Source organism: Streptomyces sp. NPDC127114, assembly GCF_042677525.1.
Classification (GTDB): domain Bacteria; phylum Actinomycetota; class Actinomycetes; order Streptomycetales; family Streptomycetaceae; genus Streptomyces.
This window is the reverse complement of record NZ_JBHXTJ010000002.1, coordinates 254,463-280,346: the sequence shown is the minus strand read 5'-3', so window position 1 is coordinate 280,346 and position 25,884 is coordinate 254,463. Positions and strand designations below refer to the sequence as shown.

General features: G+C 74.8%; 22 protein-coding genes and 1 pseudogene. 9 read left to right on the top strand and 14 right to left on the bottom strand.

Going from position 1 to position 25,884, the window contains the following annotated elements; translation table 11 throughout:
• The first annotated feature begins 49 nt into the window (after positions 1–49).
• Entirely contained in the window at positions 50–811 is a 762-nt protein-coding gene (locus ACFVGS_RS03365) for a DedA family protein (RefSeq protein WP_385689906.1), read from the top strand.
• A gap of 33 nt (positions 812–844) precedes the next feature.
• Here the strand turns inward: ACFVGS_RS03365 and ACFVGS_RS03360 are convergent, their stop codons facing one another.
• On the bottom strand, positions 845–1,390 hold the full coding sequence (locus tag ACFVGS_RS03360) for a gamma carbonic anhydrase family protein (protein ID WP_384415966.1): 546 nt from the start codon (positions 1,388–1,390) through the stop codon (positions 845–847).
• A gap of 124 nt (positions 1,391–1,514) precedes the next feature.
• Between ACFVGS_RS03360 and ACFVGS_RS03355 the strand changes: the two genes are divergently transcribed.
• Positions 1,515–2,282: an acyltransferase gene (locus tag ACFVGS_RS03355; RefSeq protein ID WP_385689903.1), complete on the top strand. Its 768-nt coding sequence runs from the start codon at positions 1,515–1,517 to the stop codon at positions 2,280–2,282.
• 86 nt (positions 2,283–2,368) lie between these two features.
• Here ACFVGS_RS03355 and ACFVGS_RS03350 read toward each other — a convergent pair whose 3' ends face one another.
• The gene (locus ACFVGS_RS03350) at positions 2,369–3,238 is read right to left on the bottom strand and encodes an EamA family transporter (RefSeq protein WP_384416170.1); all 870 of its coding nucleotides are present in this window, start codon (positions 3,236–3,238) and stop codon (positions 2,369–2,371) included.
• Between the two features lie 104 nt (positions 3,239–3,342).
• Here ACFVGS_RS03350 and ACFVGS_RS03345 point away from each other — a divergent pair, with 104 nt between their 5' ends.
• Both ACFVGS_RS03345 and ACFVGS_RS03340 read left to right on the top strand, forming a co-directional pair.
• Positions 3,343–3,915, top strand: coding sequence for a helix-turn-helix domain-containing protein (locus tag ACFVGS_RS03345; RefSeq protein ID WP_385689900.1), 573 nt, complete (start codon positions 3,343–3,345; stop codon positions 3,913–3,915).
• Positions 3,916–3,959: 44 nt separating this feature from the next.
• Positions 3,960–4,541 (top strand): YbaK/EbsC family protein, encoded by a 582-nt coding sequence (locus ACFVGS_RS03340; RefSeq protein WP_384415958.1) that lies wholly within the window; start codon positions 3,960–3,962, stop codon positions 4,539–4,541.
• 66 nt (positions 4,542–4,607) lie between these two features.
• On the opposite strand, the gene ACFVGS_RS03335 is transcribed toward ACFVGS_RS03340, so the two are convergent.
• Both ACFVGS_RS03335 and ACFVGS_RS03330 read right to left on the bottom strand, forming a co-directional pair.
• Positions 4,608–5,009 (bottom strand): nuclear transport factor 2 family protein, encoded by a 402-nt coding sequence (locus tag ACFVGS_RS03335; protein ID WP_385689897.1) that lies wholly within the window; start codon positions 5,007–5,009, stop codon positions 4,608–4,610.
• Positions 5,010–5,134: 125 nt separating this feature from the next.
• Positions 5,135–5,563, bottom strand: coding sequence for a CoA-binding protein (locus tag ACFVGS_RS03330; protein WP_384415952.1), 429 nt, complete (start codon positions 5,561–5,563; stop codon positions 5,135–5,137).
• 135 nt (positions 5,564–5,698) lie between these two features.
• On the opposite strand from ACFVGS_RS03330, the gene ACFVGS_RS03325 reads away from it, so the two are divergent.
• The 3 genes from ACFVGS_RS03325 (at position 5,699) to ACFVGS_RS03315 (ending at position 10,752) form a co-directional block, all read left to right on the top strand.
• On the top strand, positions 5,699–6,325 hold the full coding sequence (locus tag ACFVGS_RS03325) for a YigZ family protein (RefSeq protein ID WP_384415949.1): 627 nt from the start codon (positions 5,699–5,701) through the stop codon (positions 6,323–6,325).
• Positions 6,326–6,517: 192 nt separating this feature from the next.
• A complete protein-coding gene (locus ACFVGS_RS03320) occupies positions 6,518–7,687 on the top strand; it encodes an exonuclease SbcCD subunit D (protein ID WP_385689894.1) in 1,170 nt (389 codons plus the stop codon).
• On the top strand, positions 7,684–10,752 hold the full coding sequence (locus tag ACFVGS_RS03315; RefSeq protein WP_385689891.1) for an AAA family ATPase: 3,069 nt from the start codon (positions 7,684–7,686) through the stop codon (positions 10,750–10,752). Before ACFVGS_RS03320 ends, ACFVGS_RS03315 begins: the two co-directional genes overlap by 4 nt.
• Here ACFVGS_RS03315 and ACFVGS_RS03310 read toward each other — a convergent pair.
• The 3 genes from ACFVGS_RS03310 to ACFVGS_RS03300 form a co-directional block, all read right to left on the bottom strand.
• Positions 10,742–11,191, bottom strand: a complete 450-nt coding sequence (locus tag ACFVGS_RS03310; RefSeq protein ID WP_385689888.1) for an Lrp/AsnC family transcriptional regulator — start codon at positions 11,189–11,191, stop codon at positions 10,742–10,744. The two genes, ACFVGS_RS03315 and ACFVGS_RS03310, sit on opposite strands and share 11 nt — an antisense overlap.
• 113 nt (positions 11,192–11,304) lie before the next feature.
• A complete protein-coding gene (locus ACFVGS_RS03305) occupies positions 11,305–13,023 on the bottom strand; it encodes a DUF885 domain-containing protein (protein WP_384415938.1) in 1,719 nt (572 codons plus the stop codon).
• Positions 13,024–13,072: 49 nt separating this feature from the next.
• Positions 13,073–13,570, bottom strand: a complete 498-nt coding sequence (locus ACFVGS_RS03300; RefSeq protein WP_384415935.1) for an Lrp/AsnC family transcriptional regulator — start codon at positions 13,568–13,570, stop codon at positions 13,073–13,075.
• Positions 13,571–13,636: 66 nt separating this feature from the next.
• Between ACFVGS_RS03300 and ACFVGS_RS03295 the strand changes: the two genes are divergently transcribed.
• Positions 13,637–14,836: a trans-sulfuration enzyme family protein gene (locus tag ACFVGS_RS03295; protein ID WP_384416167.1), complete on the top strand. Its 1,200-nt coding sequence runs from the start codon at positions 13,637–13,639 to the stop codon at positions 14,834–14,836.
• Here ACFVGS_RS03295 and ACFVGS_RS03290 read toward each other — a convergent pair.
• The 6 genes from ACFVGS_RS03290 to ACFVGS_RS03265 form a co-directional block, all read right to left on the bottom strand.
• The gene (locus tag ACFVGS_RS03290) at positions 14,784–16,244 is read right to left on the bottom strand and encodes a GNAT family N-acetyltransferase (protein WP_385690039.1); all 1,461 of its coding nucleotides are present in this window, start codon (positions 16,242–16,244) and stop codon (positions 14,784–14,786) included. The genes ACFVGS_RS03295 and ACFVGS_RS03290 overlap by 53 nt on opposite strands.
• Positions 16,245–16,341: 97 nt before the next feature.
• Positions 16,342–19,002 carry a DUF6493 family protein gene (locus ACFVGS_RS03285; RefSeq protein WP_385689884.1) on the bottom strand — a complete coding sequence of 887 codons (2,661 nt, stop codon included), beginning with the start codon at positions 19,000–19,002 and terminating at the stop codon, positions 16,342–16,344.
• Complete coding sequence (locus ACFVGS_RS03280) at positions 18,999–20,405, bottom strand: SWIM zinc finger family protein (RefSeq protein ID WP_385689881.1); 1,407 nt, start codon at positions 20,403–20,405, stop codon at positions 18,999–19,001. Before ACFVGS_RS03280 ends, ACFVGS_RS03285 begins: the two co-directional genes overlap by 4 nt.
• Before the next feature lie 186 nt (positions 20,406–20,591).
• Positions 20,592–22,196, bottom strand: a complete 1,605-nt coding sequence (locus ACFVGS_RS03275; protein ID WP_385689878.1) for an alkaline phosphatase D family protein — start codon at positions 22,194–22,196, stop codon at positions 20,592–20,594.
• 42 nt (positions 22,197–22,238) lie between these two features.
• Entirely contained in the window at positions 22,239–23,738 is a 1,500-nt protein-coding gene (locus ACFVGS_RS03270) for a PLP-dependent aminotransferase family protein (RefSeq protein ID WP_385689875.1), read from the bottom strand.
• A 63-nt stretch (positions 23,739–23,801) separates the two neighbouring features.
• Entirely contained in the window at positions 23,802–23,960 is a 159-nt protein-coding gene (locus ACFVGS_RS03265) for a hypothetical protein (RefSeq protein WP_384423390.1), read from the bottom strand.
• Positions 23,961–24,044: 84 nt separating this feature from the next.
• Between ACFVGS_RS03265 and ACFVGS_RS03260 the strand changes: the two are divergent.
• Positions 24,045–24,881 (top strand): annotated as a pseudogene (locus tag ACFVGS_RS03260) (EamA family transporter); the annotation flags it as partial.
• 54 nt (positions 24,882–24,935) lie between these two features.
• Here ACFVGS_RS03260 and ACFVGS_RS03255 read toward each other — a convergent pair.
• Positions 24,936–25,778: an alpha/beta fold hydrolase gene (locus ACFVGS_RS03255; protein WP_385689872.1), complete on the bottom strand. Its 843-nt coding sequence runs from the start codon at positions 25,776–25,778 to the stop codon at positions 24,936–24,938.
• Between the last annotated feature and the right edge of the window lie 106 nt (positions 25,779–25,884).

Genomic DNA, 25,884 nt, shown 5'->3' with positions numbered 1-25,884 from the left:
GGGGTAGGCTGCCGGGGATCGGTCACCGACAGGGGGAGAGGAACCCGCCGTGCACGTGCAGGAGTGGCTGGAGACGATCCCCGCGGTCGCCGTCTACGCGCTGGTCGGGGTGGTGATCGGCCTGGAGAGCCTGGGCATCCCGCTGCCCGGCGAGATCGTGCTCGTCAGCTCGGCGCTGCTCGCGTCCCAGCACGGTGAGATCAACCCGTACGTCCTCGGTGCCTGCGCCAGTGCCGGCGCGATCATCGGCGACTCGATCGGCTACGCGATCGGCCGCAGGGGCGGCCGGCCGCTGCTCACCAAGCTCGGCAAGAAGTTCCCCAAGCACTTCAGTGACGCCAACATCGCCCTCGCCGAGCGCTCCTTCGAGAAGTGGGGCATGTGGGCGGTCTTCTTCGGCCGCTTCGTCGCCCTGCTGCGGATCTTCGCCGGACCGCTCGCGGGCGTGCTGCGCATGCCGTACTGGAAGTTCCTGATCGCCAACGTCTTCGGCGGCATCCTCTGGGCGGGCGGCACCACGGCCGTCATCTACTCCGTCGGCATCGTCGCCGAGGCCTGGCTCAAGCGCTTCTCGTGGCTGGGTCTGGTGCTCGCGGTGCTCGTCGGCCTGGCGTCGATGCTGATCCTGAAGAACCGCGCCAAGAAGGCCGCCGCCTCCATGCAGGGCACGGAGCCCACGGAGGCCCGGGGGACCACGGAGGGCGCCGAGTCCGTGGACGCCGCGGAGGTCATGGAGTCCTCGCAGGGCGCGCGGGAGACGGCGCCGGCCGGCGGGGCCGCCGCCAAGGAGGCGACGGCCGCGGCCGAATAGCGCCGGCCAGGCCCGGCCGGGCCGCTCCGGCGGCTACTCCCCGAACGCCTCCGCGTGGGTCTTGGCCAGGTGCAGATACATCTCGGCGTTCAGCCGGATGCCCGCCTGCTCCTCGTCGGTCAGCGGCCGCCGCACCTTCGCGGGCACGCCCGCGACCAGCGAGCCGGGCGGCACCTCCATCCCCTGCGGAACGAGCGCCTGCGCCGCGATCAGCGAGCCGGCGCCGATCCTGGCGCCGTTGAGCACCGTGGCGCCCATGCCGACGAGCACGTCGTCCTCGATGGTGCAGCCGTGGACCGTCGCGTTGTGACCGATGGTCACCCGCGCGCCGATCTTCACCGGGAAGCCGGGGTCGACGTGGACGGTGCAGTTGTCCTGGACGTTGGAGTCCTCGCCGACCTCGATCGGGCCGCAGTCCGCCCGCAGCACGGCGTGGTACCAGATGCCGGCGCGCGGCCCGAGGGTGACCTCGCCGAGCACCACCGAGGTCGGCGCCGTGAAGGCCGTCGGGTCGACCCGCGGCTCCTTGCCGCCCACGCCCTTGATCAACGCCCCGGACACGTCCGTCACCTCTGCCATCGTTTCGCTCCTGCTTCGCTGGATCCGTCGGTCGCGCCTTCGGGCGAAGCGTAGCCGCGGCTCATGACGGACATCACAGCGCACCGCACTGATCAGCGACGACACCGCCGACTACGGTGTCCGGGTGCCCCGGAACCGAAACACGTTCTCATCGCTGACCGCCTGGCGGCGCCGCGTCGTCGCCCGCGCCCTGCAGAGCGGCTGGCGCCGCATCCAGCAGGCGGGCGCGGTCACCGCCGAACACCAGGGCAGGCTGCGCTTCCGCGCGCTCGGCGAGGGCACCCGGCTCGCCTTCCCGCAGGGCACCGTCTTCGGCGAGCCGTGGATCGAGATCGGCGCGTGCTGCATCATCGCCGAACAGGTCACGCTGACCGCGGGCATGCTGCCCGGCCTCGACCTCGGCGAGGACACCGTGCTGACCCTCGGCGACGGCGTCGTCCTCGGCCGCGGCAGCCACGTCATCGCCGACGCGCCGATCACCATCGGCTCCGACACCTACTGCGGGCCGTACGTCTACATCACCTCGACCAACCACAGCTACGACGACCCCGACGTGCCCGTGGGACGCCAGTGGCCGCGCTCCGAGCCCGTCGTCATAGGCCCGGGCTGCTGGCTCGGCACGGGCGCGGTGATCCTGCCCGGCGCGCGGCTCGGCCAGAACGTGGTGGTGGCCGCCGGAGCGGTCGTACGGGGCGAGGTCCCCGACCACGCGGTGGTGGCGGGGGCGCCCGCGAAGGTGGTCCGGTCCTACGACCCGGACCGCGGCTGGCAGCCCCCACTGCGCACGCCCCCGCCGAGGCCGATCCCGGAGGGCATCACCCCGGAGCAGCTCGCCGCGCTCGCGGCGCTGGCGGAGTCCGAGCTCGACGACCTGGCGGAACTGGAGCGCTGAGGGGGGCGACGGACCGGCCGCCGAGGACGGGCCTGGTCCCTCGGTGCCGCCCCTAGGCCGCCCGTCGGGCCCTCCGGGCCCGCCCGTCAGCCCGTTGCCAGGAGGACCGTGCCCACCAGGGCGAGGCCCGCGCCCGCCGCCTGGACCGCGCGGAGGCGTTCCTTGAGTACGCCGCGCGCGGCGAGGGCCGTCACGACGGGGTAGAGGCTGGCGAGGACCGCGGCGACCGTCACCGGGCCGCGCTGGGCGGCCAGCGCGTACGTCCCGTTCGCGGCGACGTCCGCGAGGCCGACGAACGCGAGCGCCGGCAGCGCGGCCCCCACCGCGCGGAGCCCGCCGCCGTCCTCGGGCAGCGCCCGGCCGCCGCGCCGCACGGAGAACCACAGCGCCGCGCCGCCCACCGCCACGTTGGTGACGCGCTGCACGAAGAGCGCGAGGAAGAGCCCGGTCAGGGTGGTGGAAGCCTCGGAGATCAGCGCCATCACCGCGCCGAAGCCGAAGGCCGCGACCAAGGTGAGCAGCACCGCCTGCCGCTGCACCGGCGCGCCCCGCAGCTCGGGGCCGCCCGCGAGGACCACACCGACGACGGCCACGGCGATGCCGGCGAACTGCAGCAGTCCCGGCCGGTCGCCGAGCAGCAGGCCCGCTCCGACGGGGACGACCACGCCGAGCGAACCGAGCGGCGACACCACACCCATGGGTCCGAGCGCGAGGGCCCGGTAGAAGGAGAGCATGGCGACCGGGCCGACGACACCCGCCGCGACCGCGTACCAGAGCAGGGGGCCCGCCTCGTCGAGCGCGCCCGTGGCCAGCACGACGGTGCCGAGGACGACGACGGCCAGGGTCTGCGACACCACGACGACGGTCAGCGCCGGGAAGCGCCGCGTGAGCAGTCCGCCGCCGAAGTCGGCGAGCCCCCAGAGCAGGCTGGTGCCCAGGGCGAGCAGCGCCGTCAGAGCGGTCATCGGTGGTGCCTCGCAGTACAGTGCAGTGAACAATCGGGTGCACCACACGGTAGTACAGCCTGTTGAACTCTGTCATTCACTGTATTGGACGGTACGTGTCGGACCTCGACCAGCTCACCCAGTCGCTCGCCCGGAACCTGAAGCGCTGGCGCAACGAGCGCGGCTTCACCCTGGACGCGCTCGCCGCCCGGGCAGGCGTGAGTCGCGGCATGATCATCCAGATCGAGCAGGCCCGCACCAACCCCAGCGTCGGCACCACGGTCAAACTGGCCGACGCGCTCGGCGTCTCGATCACCACGCTGCTCGACTACGAGCAGGGGCCGCACGTCCGGCTCGTACCGCCGGAGCAGGCCGTCCGCATGTGGTCCACCTCCACCGGGAGCCACACCACGCTCCTCGCCGGCACCGAGGCCCGCGGTCCCCTCGAACTGTGGCACTGGACCCTGATGCCCGGTGACGGCAGCGCCTCCGACCCGCACCCCGACGGCACCACCGAGCTCCTCCACGTCACGGCGGGCACGCTCACCCTCGTCGTCGACGGCGAGGACCACCTCATCCCCGCCGGCAGCTCCGCCGTCTTCGAGAGCAACGTGCCGCACGCCTACCGCAACGCGGGCGAGGAGACGGTCGAGATGACGATGGCCGTCTCCATCCCGCCCGCACGCTGAGACGAACGGCCGCCGTGAGCCCGCCACTTGTTACGGTGCCGGGCATGCGCGCACCCATCGGAGACTTCGACGACGTCCGCCCCGCACCCGACTGCCTCGACCTGCTCACCGCACCCGTCGCCGCGGCCGTCCGCGCCTGGAGCGGCACCGTGCCGGCGGACCGGATCCTCTACGTGGACACCGACCCGTCCATCGCGGACACCGCCGTCTTCGTCGAGCACTACGGTCAGCGGCTGCTCGACGAGTCCGCGAACTGCGTGATCGTCGCCGGCAGGCGCGGCGAGACCACCACCCTGGCCGCCTGCGTGGTCCGCTCCGCGACCCGCGTCGACGTCAACGGTGCCGTGCGCAAGGCGCTCGGCTCGCGCAAGGTGCGCTTCGCGCCGATCGAGACCGCCACCGGTGACACCGGCATGGAGTACGGCGGCATCACGCCGGTCGGACTGCCGGCCGGCTGGCCGGTCCTGGTGGACGCCGGCGTCGTCGACACCGAGTGGGTCCTCGTGGGCAGCGGCCGGCGGCGCGGCAAGCTGATCCTCCCGGGCAAGGCCTTCGCCCAGCTCCCGGGCGCCGTCGTCCTCGAAGGCCTGGGCCTCCAGGCCGAGCCGCAGGGCGCCGCGGGCTGAGAGCCGGCTCCTGACGCGGCGGCCCGCCGGCCCCCTAAGGGTTTCCTCCCGGGCGTCCGGGCCCGTTCACGTGCTCTCCGCCGAGTCCCCGTGGCGGTGGGCGACCCGCCACTCCCCGTCCTCGCGGCGGTAGACCTGCGTCACGCGCAGCGTGTAGCTGGTGGGTTCCCCGTGGACGGAGACGGACGTGCGCTCGAAGCCCGCCGTCCAGGCCACGTCGCCCGCCACGTCCCACGCGCGCAGCTCGAACGCGTACGACGTGCAGTCGGAGAAGGTCTCCGCGAGGTGGGTGAAGAGCTCGTCGACCTCGCGCAGCCCGAAGGCGTTCCGCCACGCGCCGAGCACGCTCACGGGCTCCTCGCGTGACCACAGCGCCCGCCGTGGGGCCGGGTCGCCGTTGTGGATGGCCAGCTCCGCCTCGTACAGGTCGGAGCCGACCCAGGCCAGGAAGTCCTCGCGCTCGCTCATGCCAGTCATCGAAGCGCCGCTCCGGCCCGACCGCCTCCCGGCCCCGGCAGCCGGGTGAGCGCGGCGGGGTGCCCGGCAGGCCGCGAACGGATCGCCCGGCAGGTCGCGGGAGCCGGGCGGCGGGCTCAGCCGAGCTTCGGGATCTCGATCGCGGGGCAGCGGTCCATCACCATGTCGACACCGGCCGCCCGGGTCCGCGCATACGCCTCCACGTCGATCACGTCGAGCTGGAACCAGACCGCCTTGGCACCGATCGCGACCGCCTGGTCCGCGACGGCTCCCGCGAGGTCGCTGTTGACGAACACGTCGACCACGTCGACCGGGAACGGGATCTCCGCCAGCGTCGCGTACCCCTGCTCCCCGTGCACCGTCTCCGCCTTCGGGTGGACCGGGACGATCCGCTTGCCGAAGCGCTGCAGCGTGGCCGCCACCCCGTACGCCGCCCGCGAGCGGTTGTTGGAGAGGCCCACGACCGCCCATGTGTCGCCGCTCTCGGTGAGGATCCGGCGGACGGTCTCCGCCTCGGGCTCGACGGACCTGGACTCGACGCTCATCCCACGCTGCCTTCCGTGAATCGACTGGTCCTCGTGGTGAACGATCCGTGACCCTCGGTCATTCCCGGCCCCGGTCGGCGGTCCCGGACCGCGGCCCGTGCCGGCGGGGCCGGCGCGGGCGCATAGGCTGGCGGGATGCAGGAGCAGTACCGCACGCTCGCGGGTGAGGGCGTCCACGAGACCGAGGTCAACCGATCGCGCTTCATCTGCGCGCTGGCACCCGTCGCCACCGAGGAGGAGGCGCAGGAGTTCGTCGCCCGGATCCGCCGGGAGCACCCCACCGCCACCCACAACTGCTACGCGTACGTCATCGGCGCCGACGCCTCCGTGCAGAAGGCCTCCGACGACGGCGAACCCGGCGGCACCGCGGGCGTGCCCATGCTCCAGATGCTGACGCGCCGCGAGATGCGGTACGTCGCCGCCGTCGTCACCCGCTACTACGGCGGCGTGAAGCTCGGCGCCGGCGGTCTCATCCGCGCGTACGGCGGAGCCGTCGGCGAGGCCCTGGACGCCGTCGGCACCGTCACCCGGCGCCGCTACCGGCTCGCCACGCTCACCGTCGACCACCAGCGGGCCGGAAAGCTGCAGAACGACCTGAGGTCCACCGGCCGGTCGGTGCGCGAGGTCACCTACGGAGCCTCCGTCACCATCGAGATCGGTCTTCCCGACGCCGACGTGACGGACTTCACGGCCTGGCTCGCCGACGCCACGGCAGGCGAGGCGACCTTCGAACTCGGCGGCGAGGCGTACGGCGATGCCTGAGCGCCCGACGACGCCCGGGCGCACGGCGATCCCTGGGTGCAGCGCGATGCCCGAGCGCACCCCGATGCCCGAGCGCACGGCGATGCGCGAGCGCGTCCGCCGTACCGCTTCCGGCGCCGGAGCGCTCGTCCGCCGTACCGCTTCCGGAGTTCCCGCCGCTCCTGTCGTACCCCACCGATACGCTCAGGGATCATGAGGCTTCTGCACACGTCGGACTGGCACCTGGGACGCTCGTTCCACCGGGTCGCCCTGCTCGACGCCCAGGCCGCGTTCCTCGACCACCTGGTGGCGACCGTGCGCGAGCGCGAGGTGGACGCCGTCCTGGTCGCCGGCGACGTCTACGACCGGGCCGTGCCGCCGCTCACCGCCGTCGAGCTGTTCGACACCGCGCTGCACCGGCTCGCCGAGGCCGGCGTGCCCACGGTGATGATCTCCGGCAACCACGACTCGGCCCGCCGCCTCGGCGTCGGCGCGGGACTCATCGACCGCGCCGGCATCCACCTGCGCACCGACCCGGCCGGCGTCGGCACGCCCGTCGTCCTCGCCGACGCCCACGGGGACGTCGCCCTCTACGGCCTTCCCTATCTGGAACCCGCCCTGGTGCGCGAGCAGTTCGGCGCCGAGAAGGCCGGGCACGAGGCCGTGCTCGCCGCCGCCATGGACCGGGTGCGCGCCGACCTCGCGACCCGCCCCGACGGCACCCGCTCCGTCGTCCTCGCCCACGCCTTCGTCGCCGGCGGCGAGTCCAGCGACAGCGAGCGCGACATCACCGTCGGCGGTGTCGCCGCCGTGCCCGCCGGTGTCTTCGACGGAGTCGACTACGTCGCCCTCGGCCACCTCCACGGCAGCCAGACCCTCACGCCCCGCGTCCGCTACTCGGGATCCCCCCTCGCCTACTCCTTCTCCGAGGCCGACCACCGCAAGACCATGTGGCTGATCGAGCTCGGCCCGGACGGCGCCGTCGACACGGCCGAGCGGATCGACTGCCCCGTGCCCCGGCCGCTCGCCAGGATCCGCGGCCGCCTCGACGACCTGCTCGCCGACCCGGACCTCACCCGGCACGAGGAGTCCTGGGTCGAGGCGACCCTCACGGACCCGGTGCGCCCGGCCGAGCCCATGGCCCGCCTCGCCGAACGCTTCCCGCACACCCTCAGCCTGGTCTTCGACCCCGAGCGCGCGGACGACGACCCGGACGTCTCCTACGCCACCCGGCTGCGGGACCGCAGCGACCGGCAGATCGCGGAGGACTTCGTGGCCCACGTGCGCGGCGGCGCCGGACCCGACGGCGCCGAACGCGCCGTCCTGTACGGCGCCTTCGACGACGTCCGCGTCGACACGGCCGAGCGCGAGGTGGGCCGGTGAGACTCCACCGCCTCGCCGTCACCGCCTTCGGGCCGTTCGGCACCACCCAGGAGATCGACTTCGACACCCTGTCGTCGGCCGGTCTCTTCCTGCTCCACGGGCCCACCGGCGCGGGCAAGACCTCCGTCCTCGACGCGGTGTGCTTCGCCCTCTACGGGACCGTGCCCGGCGCCCGCCAGAGCCCTGGCTCCAGCCTCCGCAGCGACCACGCGCCCACCGGCACGTACACCGAGGTCACCCTCGAACTCACCGTGGGGGAGCGGCGCCTGGAGATCACCCGCCGCCCCGCCCAGCAGCGGCCCAAACTCCGCGGCACCGGGTTCACCACCGAGAAGGCCCAGAGCTGGCTGCGCCAGTACGACCCGGCGAGCGGCGAGTGGCGGGCCCTCAGCCGCTCCCACCAGGAGATCGGTGAGGAGATCACCCAGCTCCTCGGGATGAGCCGGGACCAGTTCTGCCAGGTCGTCCTGCTGCCGCAGGGCGACTTCGCCCGCTTCCTGCGCGCCGACGCCGAGGCCCGCGGCAAGCTCCTCGGACGGCTCTTCGACACCCGCCGCTTCGCTGCCGTCGAGGACCGGCTCGCCGAACTGCGCAAGGCCGCCGAGCGCCAGGTCGGCGCGGGCGACGAGCGGCTGCTCGCCCTCGCCCACCGGATGGCGCAGGCCGCCGGGGCAGGATCACCGGCCGCCGCACCCATCGAGGAGCGCCCCGGCGAACCCGGCCTCGCCGACGCCGTTCAGCTCCGCGCCGCCCTCGCCCGCAGCGAGGCCCGTGAAGCCCTCGACATCGCCCGGCTTCGGCTCGCCGCCGCCGAACGGCGGCAGGCCGACGCCCGCGACGCACTCGCCGCCGCACGCGAACTCGCCGACCGGCAGGCCCGGCACGCCGACGCGGTCCGCCGCCAGGAGGAGCTGGCCGCCCGCCGCCCGCAGCGCGACCAGTGGCAGACGGCCCTCGACCGCTCCCTCAAGGCCGACCGGGTCGCGCCCGCGCTCGGTCTGCGCGAGGACGCCGAGCGCGCCCACCGCACCGCGAACGCCGACCGCGACCGGGCCCGCGCGCTGCTGCCCGCCGACCTGGCGGAGGCCGGCGCCGAGCAGCTCTCCACCGTCGAACGCCGCCTGCGCGCGGAGCTCGGCGGCTTGGAGGCGGCCCGCCGCGCCGAGGCCCGCAGCGCCGAACTGTCCGCCGAGCGGGCCGTCCTCGACCGCGAGGCCCGCGCCGACGAGGACTTCCTCCAGGACGCCGCCGCCTGGCTGGCCGGCTGGGAGGCCCGCCGTGCCGAGCTCACGCGGCGCGTGGAGGCCGCCCAGGAGGCCACGGCCCGCGCCGAACAGCTCGCCGGCCGCCTCGAACCGGCCCGCCGCCGGCTCGCGGCCGCCCGCCGCCGCGACGCACTCGCCGCCGAACTCGCCGCGGCACGGGAGCGGCTGACCGCGGCCCGGGAGCGGCGCAACGAGAGCCACGAGCACTGGCTCGACCTCAAGTCCCGCCGCCTGCGCGGCATCGCGGCCGAACTCGCCGCCGCCCTCGACCCCGGCGCCCCCTGCCAGGTCTGCGGCTCGACCGCCCACCCCGACCCGGCCCGCGCCACCGCCGACCACGTCGACCGCGCCGCCGAGGACGCCGCCTACGCCGACTACAGCCGCGCCGACGAGGCCCGTACGGCCGCCGAGACCGCCGTCGCGGCGACCGCCGAGGCCTGGGAGGCCGCCCGCGGCGAGGCCCGCGCGGGCCTCGGGCCGGGAGCCGTCGACGGCCCGGCCGACCCTGCCCGCCCCGTCGACCCCGTCGTCGGCGAACTCGCCTCCGACGTGGAGGAGCTGGCCCGGCGGCATGCCGAGGCCCACGCCCTCGCCGCACAGACGCACGCCGCGCGGGAGGCGCTCGCCCGGGCCGAGCGGGAGTACGAGGAGCGTGGCGCCGCCCAGCGCGAGGCCGAGCGGCGGGTGGCCGCGCGGACCTCGCGGCGCGAGGCGCTGGAGCAGCAGCAGGCCGCCCTGGAGGCGGAACTGGCCGCGTCGCGGGGAGAGTCCGGAAGCGTCGCCGCGCACGCCACGCTCCTGGAGCGGCGGATCGCGCTGCTCACGGAGGCCGCCGAGACCGTGCGGGCCGCCGAGGCCGCCGCGCGCGGCCTGAAGGAGGCCGACGACCGGCTCGCCGACGCCGCGTTCAGGGCCGGTTTCGCCACCCCCGCCGAGGCCGCCGCGGCCCTCCTCGACGAGCCGGAGCGCCGCGCGTTCCAGCACGGCGTGGACGCCTGGCAGGCCGAGGCCGCCGCGGTCGCGGACCGGCTCGCCGAGGCCGCCACCGCGGAGGCCGCCGCGCTCCCGCCCGCCGACCCGGCGTCCGCCGACGCCGCGCACACCGCCGCCGAACGGGCGCTGCGCGAGGCCGCCACGGCGCTCGCCGCCGCACGCGAGCGGTGCGAGGCGCTCGACCGGCTCTCCCGGCAGACGGACGACGAGGTCCGCCGGCTCGGCCCGCTCCGGGAGGAGTACGAGCGGGTGGCCAGGCTCGCCGCGCTCACCGCCGGCACCGCCGCCGAGAACGAGCGCAAGATGCGCCTGGAGTCGTACGTGCTCGCCGCCCGCCTCGAACAGGTCGCGGCCGCGGCCACCGCCCGCCTCCAGCGGATGTCCTCCGGCCGCTACACCCTGGTCCACTCCGACGCCCGCAGCGGCGGCCGGCGCGCCGGCCTCGGCCTGCACGTGGTGGACGCCTGGACGGGCAACGAGCGGGACACCGCCACCCTGTCCGGCGGCGAGACCTTCTTCGCCTCGCTCGCGCTCGCGCTGGGCCTCGCCGACGTCGTCACCGACGAGGCCGGCGGCGTGCGGCTCGACACCCTCTTCATCGACGAGGGCTTCGGCAGCCTCGACGACCAGACCCTCGACGAGGTCCTGGACGTCCTGGACTCGCTGCGCGAGCGGGACCGCAGCGTCGGCATCGTCAGCCACGTGGGCGACCTGCGCCGGCGCATCCCGGCCCAGCTGGAGGTGGTCAAGGCCCGGCACGGCTCCGCCGTGCGGCTGCGCACCGGAGGCGACGCGCTCAGCGGCTGATCGGACGCCGGGGGAGCGGCGAGGAGTACACGACGCTCGTCGTGACCGAGCCGAGCGCGCCGACCTTCCCGGAGATCTCCTCCAGGTGCCGCATGGACCGGGCGGCGACCTTCAGGACGAAGCAGTCGTCACCGGTCACGTGGTGCGCCTCCAGGACCTCCGGAGTGGTGGCGATGAGGTCGTGGAAGGGCTTGTAGTTGCCGTTCGGATAACGCAGCCGGACGAAGGCGAGGATCGGGAGGCCGAGCCGCTCCTGGTCGACGATCGCCGTGTACCCGGCGATCACCCCGGCCTCCTCCAGTCGCCGCACCCGCTCGGTCACCGCCGACGGCGACATCGACACGGCCCGGGCGAGCTCGGCGAAGCTGGCCCGGCCCTGGGCCTGAAGGGCGTCGAGGATCCGCCAGTCCGTGGCGTCCGGGGTGTATCCGCTGGTCATGAGCGTGACCTTGCAGGGAAACCCCCGGGAAGTTCAAGTCCTCCCGGGGGTTTCTCACACTCCGGCCCGAGGGCCCGGCCCGGCGTCAGGGCCGCGCGCCCGCTCGCGGGGTCTCAGAGGCGCGAGATCTCGTCCACCAGGTCGTCGAGACCCAGCGGTCCCTGCGACAGGGCCGCCATGTGCCAGGCCTTGGCGTCGAAGTCGTCGCCGTGCTTGGCCTGCGCGTTGGCCCGGCCGAGCAGCCAGGCCCGCTCGCCCAGCTTGTAGCCGATGGCCTGCGCGGGCACCGACAGGTAGCGGGTCATCTCGCTCTCCACGAAGGCCGGCGGCCGGCTGCTGTGCCGCTGGAAGAACTCCTGCGCCAGCTCCGGCGTCCACCGCTCGCCCGGGTGGAACGGCGAGTCCGCCGGGATCTCCAGCTCCAGGTGCATGCCGATGTCCACGATCACCCGGCAGGCCCGCATCATCTGCGCGTCGAGATAGCCGAGCCGTCGCTCCGGGTCGCCGAGGAAGCCCAGTTCGTCCATCAGCCGCTCGGCGTACAGCGCCCAGCCCTCGGTGTTGGCGCTGATCTTGCCGATGGTGGCCTGGTAGCGGGAGAGCCGGTCGGCCACGTGCGCCCACTGGGCGATCTGCAGGTGGTGGCCCGGCACGCCCTCGTGGTACCAGGTCGACACCAGGTCGTACACCGGGAAGCGGGTCTGTCCGTCGACCGGCAGCCAGGTCCGGCCGGGGCGCGAGAAGTCCTCCGAGGGGCCGGTGTAGTACGGGGCGGCGGCGCCGCCCGGCGGGGCGATCCGGGACTCCACCTGCCGTACCCGCTCCGCGAGTTCGAAGTGGGTGCCGTCCAGCGAGCTGATCGCCTCGTCCATCAGGCCCTGCAGCCAGGCCCGTACCTCGTCCACGCCCTCGATGTGGGCGCCGTGCTCGTCGAGATGGGCCAGGGCCTCCCACGGGTCGGAGCCCGGAAGGATCCGGTCCGCCTCCTTCCGCATCTCGCCGAGCAGGCGGTGGTACTCGGACCAGCCGTACGCGTACGCCTGGTCGAGGTCCAGGTCGGTGCCGTTGAAGAAGCGCGCCCAGCGGCGGTAGCGCTCGCGGCCCACCGTGTCGGGAGCGTCGGCGACCGCCGGGGCGTAGACGTCGCGCATCCAGTCCCGAAGTGCGACCACGGACCCGTCGGCCGCCGGGCCCGCCGCCGCGAGTTCGGCCCGCAGTTCCTGCGGCAGCGTGTCGGGCGCACCGGACGCGAAGCCGGTGAACCAGCCCCGCGCCGTCCCGTCCGGCCCGTCGCCGCCGCCGCAGGCCCACTCGGTGAGCTGTCCGACGAAGGTGGCCGTGGCCCGCGGGCCCGCCCGCATCCCGCGGTCGAGACCCAGGGCGAGCGAGGCGCGATAGCCCTCCAGGGCGGCCGGGACCGCGCGCAGCCGCGCGGCGACCGCCGCCCAGTCCGCCTCCGTCACCGTGGGCAGCATGGTGAAGGAGATGCGCACGCTGTGCGCGGGCGAGCGCAGGTTGCTCACGCAGCACAGGCCCTCGTCCGCCTCGTGCACCAGGAGCTGGGCGGACAGCCGCTCGCGCAGCAGCCGGGCGCAGCGCCGCTCCGCCTCGTCCTCGGCGCCCGGCCGGCGCTCCGCGGCGTCGAGCCGCTCGAGCGTGCGCCGGGCCAGCTCGGCGAGCTCCTCCTGTCCGGCGGGCGAGAAGTCGGGAAGACGGCCCGCGCTTTCGGGGACTCCCAGGTAGGTGCCGGTGATCGGGTCGAGTTCGATGAGCGCGTCGACGTAGTCGTCGGCGACCTGGCGGGGGAGCGCGGTGCTGGAAGACTCTGGCATGGGGCTCATCCTGGCCCGTTCACCGTGCCCGCGTCACCCTCGTTCGATCTCAGTCGGCTGACAAATGAGCGCCCGGTACGGGCGGCAGCAGAGGCCCGCACTCCCACTGCTGGAAGATCAGCCGGGTCTCCACGCGGGCCACCTCGCGCCGGGAGGTGAACGCGTCCAGGACGAGTCGCTGCAGGTCGGCCGGGTCGGCGACGGCCACGTGCACCAGATAGTCGTCGGGTCCGGTGAGGTGGAACAGGGCCCGGGACTCCGGCAGGGCCCTGACCCGCTCGACGAACGGCCCGATGAGTTCACGCCGGTGCGGCCGGACCTGGACGAGCAGCAGCGCTTCGAGACCCCGGCCGAGTTTGGCTGGATTCAGCTGTAGTCGGTGTCCGAGGATCACGCCGGTGCGCCGCAGCCGGGACACCCGGTCGAGACAGGTCGAGGGAGCCACGCCCACCTCGGCGGCGAGCTCCCGGTAGGTGGTCCGGGCGTCGTTCTGCAGCAGGCGAAGAATGTGCAGATCGACCGCGTCCAGTACGACAGAATCAGCCATTGGCCGAACGTAGCACGGCGATTTCCCGCTACTCCCGGGTATCCGTTCAGAGTGCGCCTCATGGACATGACCAGGGACGCCTTCGCATCCGTCTCCTCGCCCGCCCCCACGAGGGCGCTGGCCACCGAAGCCGTGCACGCCGGCCGCGACGACCTCGCCGAGCTCGGTCTGCACGCCCCGCCGATCGATCTGTCCACCACCTACCCCTCGTCCGACGCCCGGGCCGAGGCCGCCCGCATCGACGAGTTCGCCACCACCGGCGCCCGGCCGGACGGCCCGCCGATCTACGCCCGCCTCGACAACCCGACGACCGCACGTTTCGAGACGGCCCTCGCCCGCCTGGAGGGCACGGAGGCGGCCGTCGCCTTCGCCAGCGGCATGGCCGCCCTCAGCGCCGTCCTGCTCGGCCGGGCGAGCCAGGGACTGCGCCACGTGGTGGCCGTCCGCCCGCTCTACGGGTGCAGCGACCACCTCCTGGCCGCCGGACTGCTCGGCACCGAGGTGACCTGGACCGACCCGGCGGGCGTCGCGGACGCCATCCGGCCCGACACCGGCCTGGTCATGGTCGAGTCGCCCGCCAACCCGACGCTCGCCGAGGCCGACATCCGGGCCCTCGCCCACGCGTGCGGATCGGTGCCGCTGCTCGTCGACAACACCTTCGCCACCCCGGTGCTCCAGCGGCCCGCCGAGCTCGGCGCGCGGATCGTGCTGCACAGCGCCACCAAGTACCTCGGCGGCCACGGCGACGTCATGGGCGGCGTCGTCGCCTGCGACGAGGAGTTCGCCCGGACCCTGCGCCAGGTGCGCTTCGCGACCGGCGGAGTGCTCCACCCGCTCGCGGGCTATCTGCTGCTCCGCGGACTGTCGACGCTCCCGGTACGGGTGCGGGCGGCCTCGGCGACCGCCGCCGAGCTGGTCCGCCGGCTCGCCGCCGACCCGCGGATCGCGCGGGTGCACTACCCGCGGATCGGCGGGGCGATGATCGCCTTCGAGGTGTACGGGGACCCGCACGACGTGATCGCCGGGGTACGGCTGATCACGCCGGCGGTCAGCCTCGGCAGCGTCGACACCCTCATCCAGCACCCGGCCTCGATCAGCCACCGCATCGTGGACCCCTCGGACCGCCGCTCGGGCGGGATCGGCGACCGGCTGCTGCGGATGTCCGTCGGCCTGGAGGACGTCGAGGACCTCTGGCGCGACCTCACGCAGGCGCTCAGCGCCGGCCCCGCGGAGGCCGGCCGCCCGGCAGAGGTCGTACGGGCGTAGCCGCGTCCCGGCCCGCGTCCGCCTCCGTGGCGGTGGCGGCGGCCGGCCTCGGGGCCAGCCGTGCGGTGATGACCAGGGTGCCCTCCTCGATCTGGTAGTCGAGCGGCAGGTTCAGCGCCCGCATGGCCGCCACCATGCCGGTGTTGGAGGACTGGGTCACCGCGTAGACGCTGTCGCAGCCGGCCTCCTCGGCCATGGCCACCAGCCGTCCGAGGAGTTCGGAGCCGATGCCGCGCCGCTGCCAGTCGTCCTCGACCATGAGGGCGACCTCGGTCTCGTCGCCGTCCCACAGCAGGTGGCCGAGGGCGACGAACCGGCCGGAGGCGGTCTGCACCGCGAGCGTCCGGCCGAAGCGCGGGCTCAGCAGATGGTCGAGATAGCGGTCGGCGTCCCCGACCGGGCCGTGATAGCGCAGGGCCAGGGTGCGGTCGGAGCAGCGGTCGTGCATGGCCCGCGCCGCGGGCAGGTCGCGCTGGTCGGCGCGGCGCACGGTGATGTCGTTGCCCTCGGGGAGGGTGAGCACGTCGCGGCCGCGCGGGAGGCGCGGTCCGAGCCGGGCGTCGAGCTCGACCAGGGCGCGGGCCCGGGCGAACTCGGTGGGGGTGAAGGGCAGATAGGGCCGCTCGATGACGAGCGTGCCGCCGTTGGGGTCGCGCAGCCGCATCGCGGTCTCCTCCAGGACGCCTTCCACGGGCGCCGGGTCACCGGTGGGGCGGCCGCTGAGCGAGACCGGCGGCACCGAGCGGATGGTGCAGCGGCCGAGCAGCTGACGCAGGGCGAGGGGCAGTTCGGCCGCGTCGAGCGCGGTGCGGGCGGCCAGGCCGAGGACCCGGGTCGGGGTGTCGACGAGGTCGTGGGCGTCGGCCCGCTCGGTCCAGGTGTCCGTGCCGCCGGCCGCGGCGATCTCCCGGGTGAGCACGCCCGGCTGCAGCCCGGCCGGGGCGCGCAGCAGGAACTCGTCGACGGTGCCGCCCTCGGCGAGCGGATGGGTCTGCAGGGTCAGGATGTCGACCCCGTGCCGCGCGAGCACCGTGCACAGCGCGGCCAGACTGCCCGGGGTGTCGCGGACCGTGGTCCGCATGCGCCACAGGGCCGTTCCGGCGGAGTCCCCCACGGGGGTGGGGTCCTCGCCGGACAGGGCGGCCGGCGGCAGCGGGGCCCGGGCCCCGCTGCCGCCGGGATCGTCCGCGGGCGGCGCATGACTGTGCCGCCGGGCCCACCACGTGTGGAAGGCGGCCGTCGCGACCAGCGCGATCGCCGAGAACACCAGCAGGTACGGGCCGTCGGGCCCCTTGGCGATGGTCTTGGCGATCGTGTCGGCCACCACCACGGCGGTGAACAGCGCCGCGAGCTCGATCAGGTCGTGCCGCCAGTGGTGGGTGCGGCGGGCGTTCTTCGTGGGCGTCATGTCGGTCATGACCTCACTGTGACCCAGCGGTGTTGCGTGATCACGAACGCCTTGTGACTGACGGGTTAAGCGCCGATCTGGGGCACTAGTGACCGATTTACGCGGCTTCTGCCGGCGTGTGATCGGTCCGCTGCCCGAGGGCGGCCGCCAGCCTCCGCGCCTGCGTCACCAGCTGCGTCGCTCCCCGCCGGGCCGCCAGCTCGGCGAGCCCCGCCACCTCCCCGGAACCGCCGCTCCGCTCCACGCACTCGGCGGCCACCGCGAGCAGCTCCCCGGCCCCGTGCACCGGCTTCGGCGCGGCGAGCACCGAGGGCAGCAGGCCGAGCAGCACCGCCCGGACCGTCGCGTACGCACCGGTCGCCGCCGCCGTACGGGCCGCGTCCGCCAGCCGGTTCGGCTTGACCGTGCCCTCGGCGACGAGCTCGGCGAGGCGCGCGGCGAGCAGCGACGGGTCAAGCTCGCCACGGGAGGCGAGGACGAGCAGCGCGTCGACGGCCGTCAGCCGGTCCTCGACGTGCCGGCAGCCGAGACCCACGGCGAGGGCCGTGTGGACGGCGGGACCGATCGGACCGTCGGCCTCGGCGAGCGCGGTGAGACCCCAGGCCGCACCCCGCTCCTCCCACTCGGCCCCACCGGCCAGGGTGGGCAGCAGCCAGGCAGCGAGCGTCTCCCGGTCGTCGGGGAGGACGCCGGGCCAGAGCGGGCGCAGGCCGGACCAGTGGTATCCGTTGCATCCGCGGACGATCTCTGTCCGAGACCCGCCCAGCCACTGGAACGCCGGCGGGAACTCGTCCCGTATCGCCCGGCGCTCGCGGACCGCCACCACCAGCCGGTCCGCCAGCCACCACCGTCCCGAGCGCCTGTCCTTGCCACGGGCCAGGAAACGCGTCCCCGGCGCGAGTGATTCGTCCGCCGCCAGCCATTCCGCGAGCCGCGTCCCCGCCCGCGTGCCGAGCGCCGCCGCGTCGGCGGCCGCCTCCGCCGCCGCCGGGTCGGCCTTCCGCAGCAGCGACTGCGCCAGATCCACCGGCAGCGGCTCGACACCGGCGTCCCGGTACTCCCGCAGCCGCTCCACCAGGACCGGCGGATCGATCGCCCCTGTGTGGTGGGTGGGCGTGGCGAGGAGGAAGGGTACCGGCGCTGCCGTGGCCACCAGCCATGCGGCTTCCCAGGCGCGCACGTCGATCACCCGCGTCAGCGCCTCGTGGGCACAACTCGGCGTGCCGGAGGGACGCCTACGGGCGATGTCGAGCTGCTGCGGCCGTACCGCTCCCACGAGGGCGGCCAGCACGGTGAGGACGCCCTCCGAGCCCCGGGACACATGGTCCCGATGCTCCATCCAGTACGCGCCGGCGAACGCCTCCCGCACCGCCGCCGCCAGCGCCTCCCGGTCCAGGTGCGCCAGCCGTACGACACCGTCCAGGGCTCGCTCGAACTCCTCGACGGACTCGTACGGATTCCGCGCCAGGGCGACCAGGTCCTCCATCAGCTCCGCGAGCGTCCCCGCCGCCGGCGCCAGCGGGCGCCGCTCCGGGACCGGCGGCAGCACCTCCACGTACGGCACGTCGTCGGCCGGGGCGGCCAGACCGAACAGCTCCGCGGCTGCCGCGCGGTGCACCGGGCTCAACAGCTCCGCCGCGCCCGCCAGTTCCCTCCGCGCCTGCTCGTCCGGCACGTGCTTCAGGTACCGGCCCACCAATGCGAGCGCCCGCTCCTGGACCGTCGTGTCCTCGTGCCCGAAGGCGTCCGTCACCACCGGCAGCAGCTCGGCCGCCGCTCCCGGCTCGCGCCGCAGCGCCTTGCCCAGCAGCGTCAGCTGCGCCCGCACCAGCTTCTTCTCGCTGCGGAACAGCACCGCACCGGACATCTCCGCGAGCTCCCGCACGGCGAGCCCGCCGCTCAGCGCGAGCTCCGCCAGCACCTCCTGGGCGTACGCCGCCACCGGCGAGGGCGCGTCCGCCGCCATGCCCAGCCAGTCCGGGATCCGCGACCGCCGCTCCTCGTCCGTCGTGCCGAGCAGCCGCAGCAGGGCCAGCGGGAAACGCAGGTCCCGCGGCCGTCCCCCGCGCAGCAGCCGGGACACGCAGCCGTCGACCAGCACCGTCCGGTCGAGCAGTCCCTCCTCGGCGAGCGCCTTCAGCGCGGTCGGCCAGTGTCCGGGATCCTCGGGCCCGGCCGACCAGGTGAGCCGGTCGGGCGTCTCCGTCAGCGCGAGCAGATACGGCACGAGCACCGGCGTCTGCGGGTCCTCGCGCAGCCGGTCGAGCAGCCGCCCGTTCGTCAGGGTCCGCGTCCAGCCCCGGAGGTAGGCCTCGGTGGTGGGCGCCGGGCAGCCGGAGCGGACCACGAGGGTGTGCACCAGGCGGTACTCGTCCTCGGCCACGGACGGCCGCTCGGCGAGCCGCCGCCCCACGTTCGCGAGCCAGTCCGCATCGCGGTCGGCGAGGACCCGGAGGACGTCGTCGACCGTGTTCCCACCCCAGTCCGACAGGTCACGCGCGCCGATCCAGGCCGCCGCCGCGGCGGGTCCGGTGTGGCAGCCGGCGCCCGCCACCCGCAGGGCGCAACGGACCGCCCGCTGCTCGCTCCACCGGTCCCAGCCCCAGCCGCGCACCTCCTTGCGCAGCTCGCCCAGCTTCGGCAGCACCGCCTTGCGGGCGGCGGCGTCCAGCCCCGCCAGCAGGCCGGGCACCTTCTCGTGGCTGCCCGCGCGGACCGCCCCGAGCAGCTCCTCCACCGTGGTCGTCGTCCCCGTCATCGCGCGCTCCCCGCCATCTCCGCCGTTCCTGCCGTCCCCGCCGTCTCCACCACGCCGCCCCGCCGCGCCATGCGCACCGCGAGGGCGTGCTTGCACGGCCCCCGCCGGCCCCGGTACTCCGCCCACCACGGGCAGGTGCAGCTCAGCCGCCCGCCCTCCGACTCCCGTACCTGGTATCGCCTTTCACCGGAGAACACCGACGCGAGGTCGCCGTCCAAGGTCACCGCGCGCTCCGAGAGCAGAGCCCTGGCCGCGACCAGGCGCGGATTGTGCCGCTCGGCGCGGTCCGCGTCGTACGGCAGCTCGCGGTGGAAGTAGGCCGCCTCCGCCACGTCGTAGCCCACGCGCCCCGCCGTCCCCAGCCGGGTGAGGGCGGCCCGTACCCGGTCCACGGTCAGGCCCGACTGCTCCGCCAGATCGGCGAGGTCGATCCGCGGCTCCCAGGCGAGCAGCACCGAGACCAGCTCCGCGTCCTGCGCCGCCTCCTCCGTCGCGAGGGCCTCGAGCACGCCGCCCTCGCCGGAGAAGCCGCGCGCCGGGTCGGGGGACAGGGTCAGGGTCAGCCGCATGCCCGGCAGCTCCACCTCCCAGGCGCTCGGCGCCGCCGTCCCGTCCGGCACCGGCCCGTACACCCGCAGCGCGGTCGCGTGCCGCAGCACCCGCTCCAGGGCCACGAGCCGGTCCGGCCCCGCCAGGCACACCGCACCCGGGACCGGCCGCGTCGTCGGCCGCAGCGTGCGGCCGGACTGCACCACCCACAGCGGGCCCCGGCCCCGCGCCTGGGAACGCGGCAGCGAACGCAGGAAACGCACCGCCTCCGTCCCGGACAGCTCCGCCCGCAGGTCGAAGCCGGCGGAGGAGACCTGGGCCTCGGCGAAGCCGCGCAGCCAGCGGTCCGGCAGCGGCACCTTCTTCTCCACGACAGGCCCGTCGAGTGTGGTCACCGCCAACTCGTCGGGGCCGACCCGGAGGTGCAGCGGATCGTCGCCGGTGAGCCGCGAAAGGGCCTCGCGGAGCGGGTTGTTCACGTCCACGTTCGTCGTGCCGTGACCGGTCTCCGCCCCGTCCAGACCCGCGCTCAGCACGTCCAGACGGGCGTACACCCCGCCGCAGCCCGAGAAGGACTCGAAGCGCAGCCGGTCCCCGTTCCCGGTCACCACGGGGTCCAGCGACCCCGGTCGTATCCGCTGGTGGTAGCGGGCCGCGGCCACGTCGGCCACGGCGAGCAGACCGCGCGCGGCGATCTGCGGGGAGGTGAGGAACCCGGAGAAGAACCGGGGGTTGGCCTCGGCGCCGAGCGGCGTGAGTCCCCCGGCCGTCTCCAGGCCGAGCAGCCGCCCGGAACCCACGGGCTCAAGGGCGGACGGGCGTGCGTAGGCGAGCGCCTGTACGGATCGCGTCATGGAAACGACGGTAGGACCCGGCACTGACAACGGCCCCCGGACCGCCGTCCGCACGCCGCTCCGCCGGCGCCGGACGCACGCCGCTTGCCGCCCTCCGTCGGCCGCCCTCCGCCGCTGAACTGCGCTGGCCGCCCTCCGCCTCCGAACGGCGCCCGCCGGTCCGCCGCCCGCGCGGTGAGCAGGCCTCTACTGCCCCACGCGCCCCGGCTGCAGCACCTTCGAGAACAGCACCGTGCCGCCCTCGGCGCGCAGCCGGACCGTCAGTTCCCCGCTGTCGCCGTCGATGTCGACCTCGCCGAAGTACTGCGGACTCTCCATCGGCGACAGGTTGGCCCGCTCCGGAGCCCGCACGAAGACCCGCTCGGGCCCGAAGGTGCCGTCCAGCCTGTTCGCCGGGAAGCCGCCGGCCGCCAGCGGCCCCGACACGAACTCCCAGAACGGCGCGAAGTCCTGGAACGCGGCGCGCTCCGGCGCGTAGTGCTGTGCCGAGGTGTAGTGCACGTCCGCCGTCAGCCACAGGGTGCCGGTGATCCGCCGGTGCTTGACGAACCGCAGCAGCTCCGCGATCTGCAGCTCACGGCCGAGCGGTGCGCCCGGGTCGCCCTGCGCGACCGCCTCGAAGTCCGTCGCGCCGTCCGTGACGACGAGCCCGAGCGGCATGTCCGCCGCGAGCACCTTCCACACCGCGCGCGAGCGGCTCAGCTCGCGCTTCAGCCACTCCAGCTGCTCCGCGCCCAGGATGCCCGTCGTGTCGTCGGCCTGGCGGCCCGGCGAGTTGGCGTTCCGGTACGAGCGCATGTCGAGCACGAAGACGTCGAGCAGCGGTCCGTAGCGCACCACCCGGTGCATCCGGCCCTCCGCCCGGCTCTCGCCCGCGCGCGCGTGCAGCGTGGACACCGGGAAGTACTCGGCGAAGGCGCGCGAGGCCCGGGCCGCGAGGACGTCGACGTCCTTCTCGGTGTAGCGGGCGTCGTCGAGGATCTGTCCGGGGTACCAGTTGTTGCGGACCTCGTGGTCGTCCCACTGGACGATCGTCGGCACCTGCGCGTTGAAGGCGCGCACGTTGTGGTCGAGCAGGTTGTAGCGGAAGTTGCCCCGGTACTCGGCCAGGGTCTCGGCGACCTTCGACTTCTCGGGCGTGGTGACGTTCCGCCAGATCCGGCCGTCCGGCAGGGTCACGCTGGGCTGGATGACGCCGTCCGCGTAGATCGTGTCGCCGCTGCACAGGAAGAAGTCCGGGTCGAGCCGGCGTATCTCCTCGTACGCGCGGAAGCCGCCGATGTCCGGGTTGATGCCCCAGCCCTGCCCGGCGATGTCGCCCGACCACAGGAACCGCACGCCGTCCCGGCGCCGCGCGGGCGCCGTACGGAAGGTGCCGGTGACCGGCTCACCGGTACGGCGCGGGTCGTCCGGGTCGGCCAGGGTCACCCGGTAGTGGATCTGCTCGCCGGCCGGCAGGCCCCGCAGCGCGGTGGTCCCGGTGAAGTCCGTGCCGGGGCCGAGGAGCGGCCCGAGGTGTCGGCGGACCCGCCGGAACGACTCGCCGGACGAGGTCTCCACGATCATGCGGGCGGGCCGGTCCGAACGGACCCACACCAGGCCCGAGTGCGCGGTCACGTCACCGGTCTGCACGCCCCACGCGGCCGACGGCCGTCCCGACAGCGCGAAGGCCGGGCCCGCGAAGGCACCGCCTCCGACCGTCAGGGCGGCCGCGGACGCGGCGAGTGACCCGCGCAGGACCGTGCGACGGGCGGGAGCGGCGGCTGCCGGGCCGGGTGTGGGCTGGGACATCGGGCGCCTCCGGAGGACGGTTCGGAACGGAACGCCCCATGCCTAGCGCCCGGTTGCGGCGTCCAGCCGAACCCCGCGTGAACAACGGGCGGGACGGGGAAGCGCCCCCGCGCCACCCACCTCCTCCGTGCCGCCCGCGTCCTCGGCCCCGTACGCCTCCGCGAGCAGCCGTACGCCGAGGGCGATGTCCGAGGGCGTCAGGTGCGCGTAGCCGATGACCAGGCGTACGGCACCGTCGTCGGGGCGGATCGTGCCGTAGTCCTCCAGGGGGCGCAGGGCCACTCCGGCGGTGCGGGCCCGTTCCAGGAGGCGGGGCGTCGGGCCGTACGCGTGCGGCAGGCGCGCGATGACGTGGAGTCCGGCGGCGATGCCGCTCACCTCGGTGCCGGGGAAGTGCTGTTCCAGGGCGGTCACTAGGGCGTCCCGCCGCTCGCGGTAGGCGCGCTGGCAGCGCCGCAGCTGGCGGTCGTAGCCGCCGCTCGTCACGAAGCGGGCGAGCACCGCCTGGTCGAGGACCGGGTTGCCGAGGTCCATCGTCCGCTTGCGCTCCACGACCTCGCCGAGCAGCGCCTCGGGGACCAGCATCCAGCCCAGGCGCAGGCCCGGCGCGAGTGACTTGCTCACGGAGCCCGCGTACGCGACCCGCTCGGGGTCGAGGCCCTGCAGCGCGCCGACCGGCGCCCGGTCGTAGCGGAAGTCGCCGTCGTAGTCGTCCTCCAGGACGAAGCCGTCCACGGCCCGTGCCCAGTCGAGCAGTTCGGCCCGCCGCCGCGCCGCGTAGGCGATGCCGGACGGGAACTGGTGCGACGGCGTCACCACCACCGCCCGCACACCGGAAGCGGCCAGCGGTCCCGGCACCAGGCCCTCCGCGTCGACCGGCAGCCACACCGTGTCCAGGCCGGTCGACGCGAACAGCCTGCCGTGCTCCGGGCTGCCCGGATCCTCGACGCCCACCGCGCCGTGCCCGCGCGCCCGCAGTGCGAAACCCAGCAGCGTGGCCGCCTGCGCCACACCGGAGCACACCACCAGTCGCTCAGGGTCGGCCACGACGCCGCGCCGCCGCGCGAGCAGTGCCGCGAGCGCGCCCCGCAGTTCCGGGAGGCCGCGCGGATCGGGATAGCCGAGCCGCCGGTGCGCGAGTTCCGTGAGCACGGCGCGCTGCGCGGCGCCCCAGGCGGACCGAGGGAAGAGCGACAGATCGGGCGTGCCGGCGTGGAAATCCACGCGCGCGCCCGGCGTGCGCGGCGCGAGGTCGCGTACGCCGGGCGCGGCGGCGCGGGCCGTTCCGCCCACCCAGGTCCCGGAACCCCGGTCGCTGCGCAGATAACCCTCCGCCGTGAGCTGCTCGTACGCCTCCGTCACCAGGCCCCGGGAGACGCCGAGGTCGGCGGCGAGCGCCCGGCTCGACGGCAGCCGGGTCCCGGCGGCGAGCCGTCCCGTCCGCACGGCCTCCCGAAGCGCCTCCTGGAGCGCACGGCCCCGCTGTCGCGCCGGGGCCGCCGCCGCGGGCAGCAGCAGTTCCCAGGCCGGTTGCCCGCGCATTCCCACGCCCCCTCGTCCTCCGCTTCGCTCAGGAGCGGAGCGTACCCAGCAGGGGCGCGGACCCTAGAAGAGCAGGTCCCGCACCCAGTCCAGGACCGTGAACATCACCACCGCCAGGACCACGAAGACGGCGACGCACCCGACGTTCACCCAGTTCCAGTCGCCGCCGGCGTCGACGTCGTGCGAATCCCGCCCGCCCGAGTCCCCGTCGAACCAGTCCATGTCCCGCCGCCCCCCAAGTGGTCCCCGATCCCGTCGGGTAAGTGGACCTCCCAACAGGCCGGTCCGGTTCCTAGCGTCGGTGGCATGAACGCGAACTCCCTGCGCGGGGCCCTCCTGGTGACCGTCGCCTACGCCCTCGTCGGCGCCTCCTTCACCGCCAACAGCCTGCTCGGCTCCTATCCTTACGCCGGCGGCCAGGCCCTGCGCTACGCCGCGGCCTGCCTGCTCCTGCTGCCGCTGCTCGGCCGGGGCGGGCTCGCCCCGCTCCGCGCGCTCACCGTCCGGCTGTGGCTGCGGATCGCCCTCCTCGCGGCCGTCGGCATGGTCGGCTTCAACCTGGCGATCCTGGCCGCGGAGCGCACCGCCGAGCCCGCCGTGCCCGGCGTCCTGGTCGGCTGCGCGCCGGTCGTGGTCGCCGTCCTGGTGCCGTTGACGGAGGGGCGCCGGCCCACGAGGGCGGTGCTGTACGGCGCGGTGCTCGTGGCGGCCGGGGCCTTCACCGTGCAGGGCTGGGGCCGCACCGACCTCGCCGGGCTCGGCTGGTCCGCGGCCGCCCTCGCGGGCGAGGTCGGCTTCACGGTGCTCGGGGTGCCGGTGCTGCGGCTGCTCGGGCCGAAGCTCCTGACAGCCGTCGTGTGCGGCATGGCCGCCGTCGAGGCGACGGCGCTCGGCCTGCTCGTCGAGGGCACCGCGGCACTGCGGATGCCGACGGCCGTGGAGGCCGGGGCGCTGGTGTGGCAGGCGGCGCCGGCGACCGTCGTCGGCTTCGTCCTCTTCTACATGGGTGTCCAGCGGATCGGCATGGAGCGCGCCACGCTGTTCACCGGCGCCATTCCGGTGGCCGCCGCGCTCACCGCGGTCGCGGTCTCGCACGGTTCCTTCGGCCCGGCGCAGGCCGCCGGCGGACTTCTGGTGGGGGCCGGGGCGGCCCTGGGCTCGGGCCTGTTCGACGGGCGGGCCCGGACCGGCGGGGCGTCAGACCGCGCTGGCGGCGCTGCCGTCCAGGATCACCCGGGAGACCAGCGCGGGGTCGTCGTTCATGGGGACGTGACCGCAGCCCGGAAGCCGGATCAGCCGGGCGCCCGGAATGGCGCGCTTGGCGCGGATCCCCTGGCGGCGCAGCAGGAGCCGGTCCCTGGTGCCCCAGGCGACGGTCACCGGCACGGCGGGGACGTCCTCGGTGAACAGCACCTTCCGGCCCGCCGCGAGGGTCTCCTCGAAGCCGGTGGCCCGGCTCAGTGACAGCGTCTCGGCGACCGCCGCCTCGGGGGACAGGCGCCCCGGGCGGGCGTAGATGGAGCTGGTGAGGACGGTACGGCCGGCCGCGCTCCTAGACAGCCGCTCGACCAGCGGGACCGGCATCGCCCGTGCGGCGCCCCGCATCGCGCGCAGCGTGGTGAACGCGTAGCGCCGCTCCGCCTCCGACCAGAAGCCGGCCGGCGAGAGCGCCGTCACCGAGCGCACCAGCTTCTCGCGGCCGAGCTCCAGGGCGAGCAGCCCGCCCAGCGAATTGCCCGCCACGTGCGGGCGTTCGATCCCGAGCGCCTCGCAGAACGCGTCGAGCACCGGCACCACCGTCCGCAGGTCGTACGCGAGCGGCGGCGGCAGCGCCGGTGAGGAACCGAAGCCGGGCAGGTCGACGGCGATCACGTCCCGCTCGGTGGCGAGGATGTCGATGACCGGCTCCCACGCCTGCCAGAGGTGACCGATGCCGTGGAGCAGCAACAGGGGTTCACCCGCGCCCCGGCGCTCGTACGTCACGGTGACCGTGCGCGGCCCGGCCGTCGACTCCACCGGGAACGAGATCTGTGCGGACATGGTTCTCCCTGTCGTGCGTGGTCGTGCGTACCGGCACTCTGCAAGACACCCTGTCAGCAAGAATTACCGGTGAGTAGACTCCAGTTCAAGACCTCGGGCCGCAACG

What these genes read in the sequence shown, in the direction of transcription:
- ACFVGS_RS03265 (WP_384423390.1), bottom strand. Translation starts at nt 23,960, where the DNA reads ATGGACTGGTTCGACGGGGACTCGGGCGGGCGGGATTCGCACGACGTC.
- ACFVGS_RS03325 (WP_384415949.1), top strand. Translation starts at nt 5,699, where the DNA reads ATGCAGGAGCAGTACCGCACGCTCGCGGGTGAGGGCGTCCACGAGACC.
- ACFVGS_RS03255 (WP_385689872.1), bottom strand. Translation starts at nt 25,778, where the DNA reads ATGTCCGCACAGATCTCGTTCCCGGTGGAGTCGACGGCCGGGCCGCGC.
- ACFVGS_RS03320 (WP_385689894.1), top strand. Translation starts at nt 6,518, where the DNA reads ATGAGGCTTCTGCACACGTCGGACTGGCACCTGGGACGCTCGTTCCAC.
- ACFVGS_RS03335 (WP_385689897.1), bottom strand. Translation starts at nt 5,009, where the DNA reads ATGAGCGAGCGCGAGGACTTCCTGGCCTGGGTCGGCTCCGACCTGTAC.
- ACFVGS_RS03295 (WP_384416167.1), top strand. Translation starts at nt 13,637, where the DNA reads ATGACCAGGGACGCCTTCGCATCCGTCTCCTCGCCCGCCCCCACGAGG.
- ACFVGS_RS03300 (WP_384415935.1), bottom strand. Translation starts at nt 13,570, where the DNA reads ATGGCTGATTCTGTCGTACTGGACGCGGTCGATCTGCACATTCTTCGC.
- ACFVGS_RS03280 (WP_385689881.1), bottom strand. Translation starts at nt 20,405, where the DNA reads ATGACGCGATCCGTACAGGCGCTCGCCTACGCACGCCCGTCCGCCCTT.
- ACFVGS_RS03360 (WP_384415966.1), bottom strand. Translation starts at nt 1,390, where the DNA reads ATGGCAGAGGTGACGGACGTGTCCGGGGCGTTGATCAAGGGCGTGGGC.
- ACFVGS_RS03270 (WP_385689875.1), bottom strand. Translation starts at nt 23,738, where the DNA reads ATGCGCGGGCAACCGGCCTGGGAACTGCTGCTGCCCGCGGCGGCGGCC.
- ACFVGS_RS03340 (WP_384415958.1), top strand. Translation starts at nt 3,960, where the DNA reads ATGCGCGCACCCATCGGAGACTTCGACGACGTCCGCCCCGCACCCGAC.
- ACFVGS_RS03285 (WP_385689884.1), bottom strand. Translation starts at nt 19,002, where the DNA reads ATGACGGGGACGACGACCACGGTGGAGGAGCTGCTCGGGGCGGTCCGC.
- ACFVGS_RS03310 (WP_385689888.1), bottom strand. Translation starts at nt 11,191, where the DNA reads ATGACCAGCGGATACACCCCGGACGCCACGGACTGGCGGATCCTCGAC.
- ACFVGS_RS03275 (WP_385689878.1), bottom strand. Translation starts at nt 22,196, where the DNA reads ATGTCCCAGCCCACACCCGGCCCGGCAGCCGCCGCTCCCGCCCGTCGC.
- ACFVGS_RS03330 (WP_384415952.1), bottom strand. Translation starts at nt 5,563, where the DNA reads ATGAGCGTCGAGTCCAGGTCCGTCGAGCCCGAGGCGGAGACCGTCCGC.
- ACFVGS_RS03305 (WP_384415938.1), bottom strand. Translation starts at nt 13,023, where the DNA reads ATGCCAGAGTCTTCCAGCACCGCGCTCCCCCGCCAGGTCGCCGACGAC.
- ACFVGS_RS03290 (WP_385690039.1), bottom strand. Translation starts at nt 16,244, where the DNA reads ATGACGCCCACGAAGAACGCCCGCCGCACCCACCACTGGCGGCACGAC.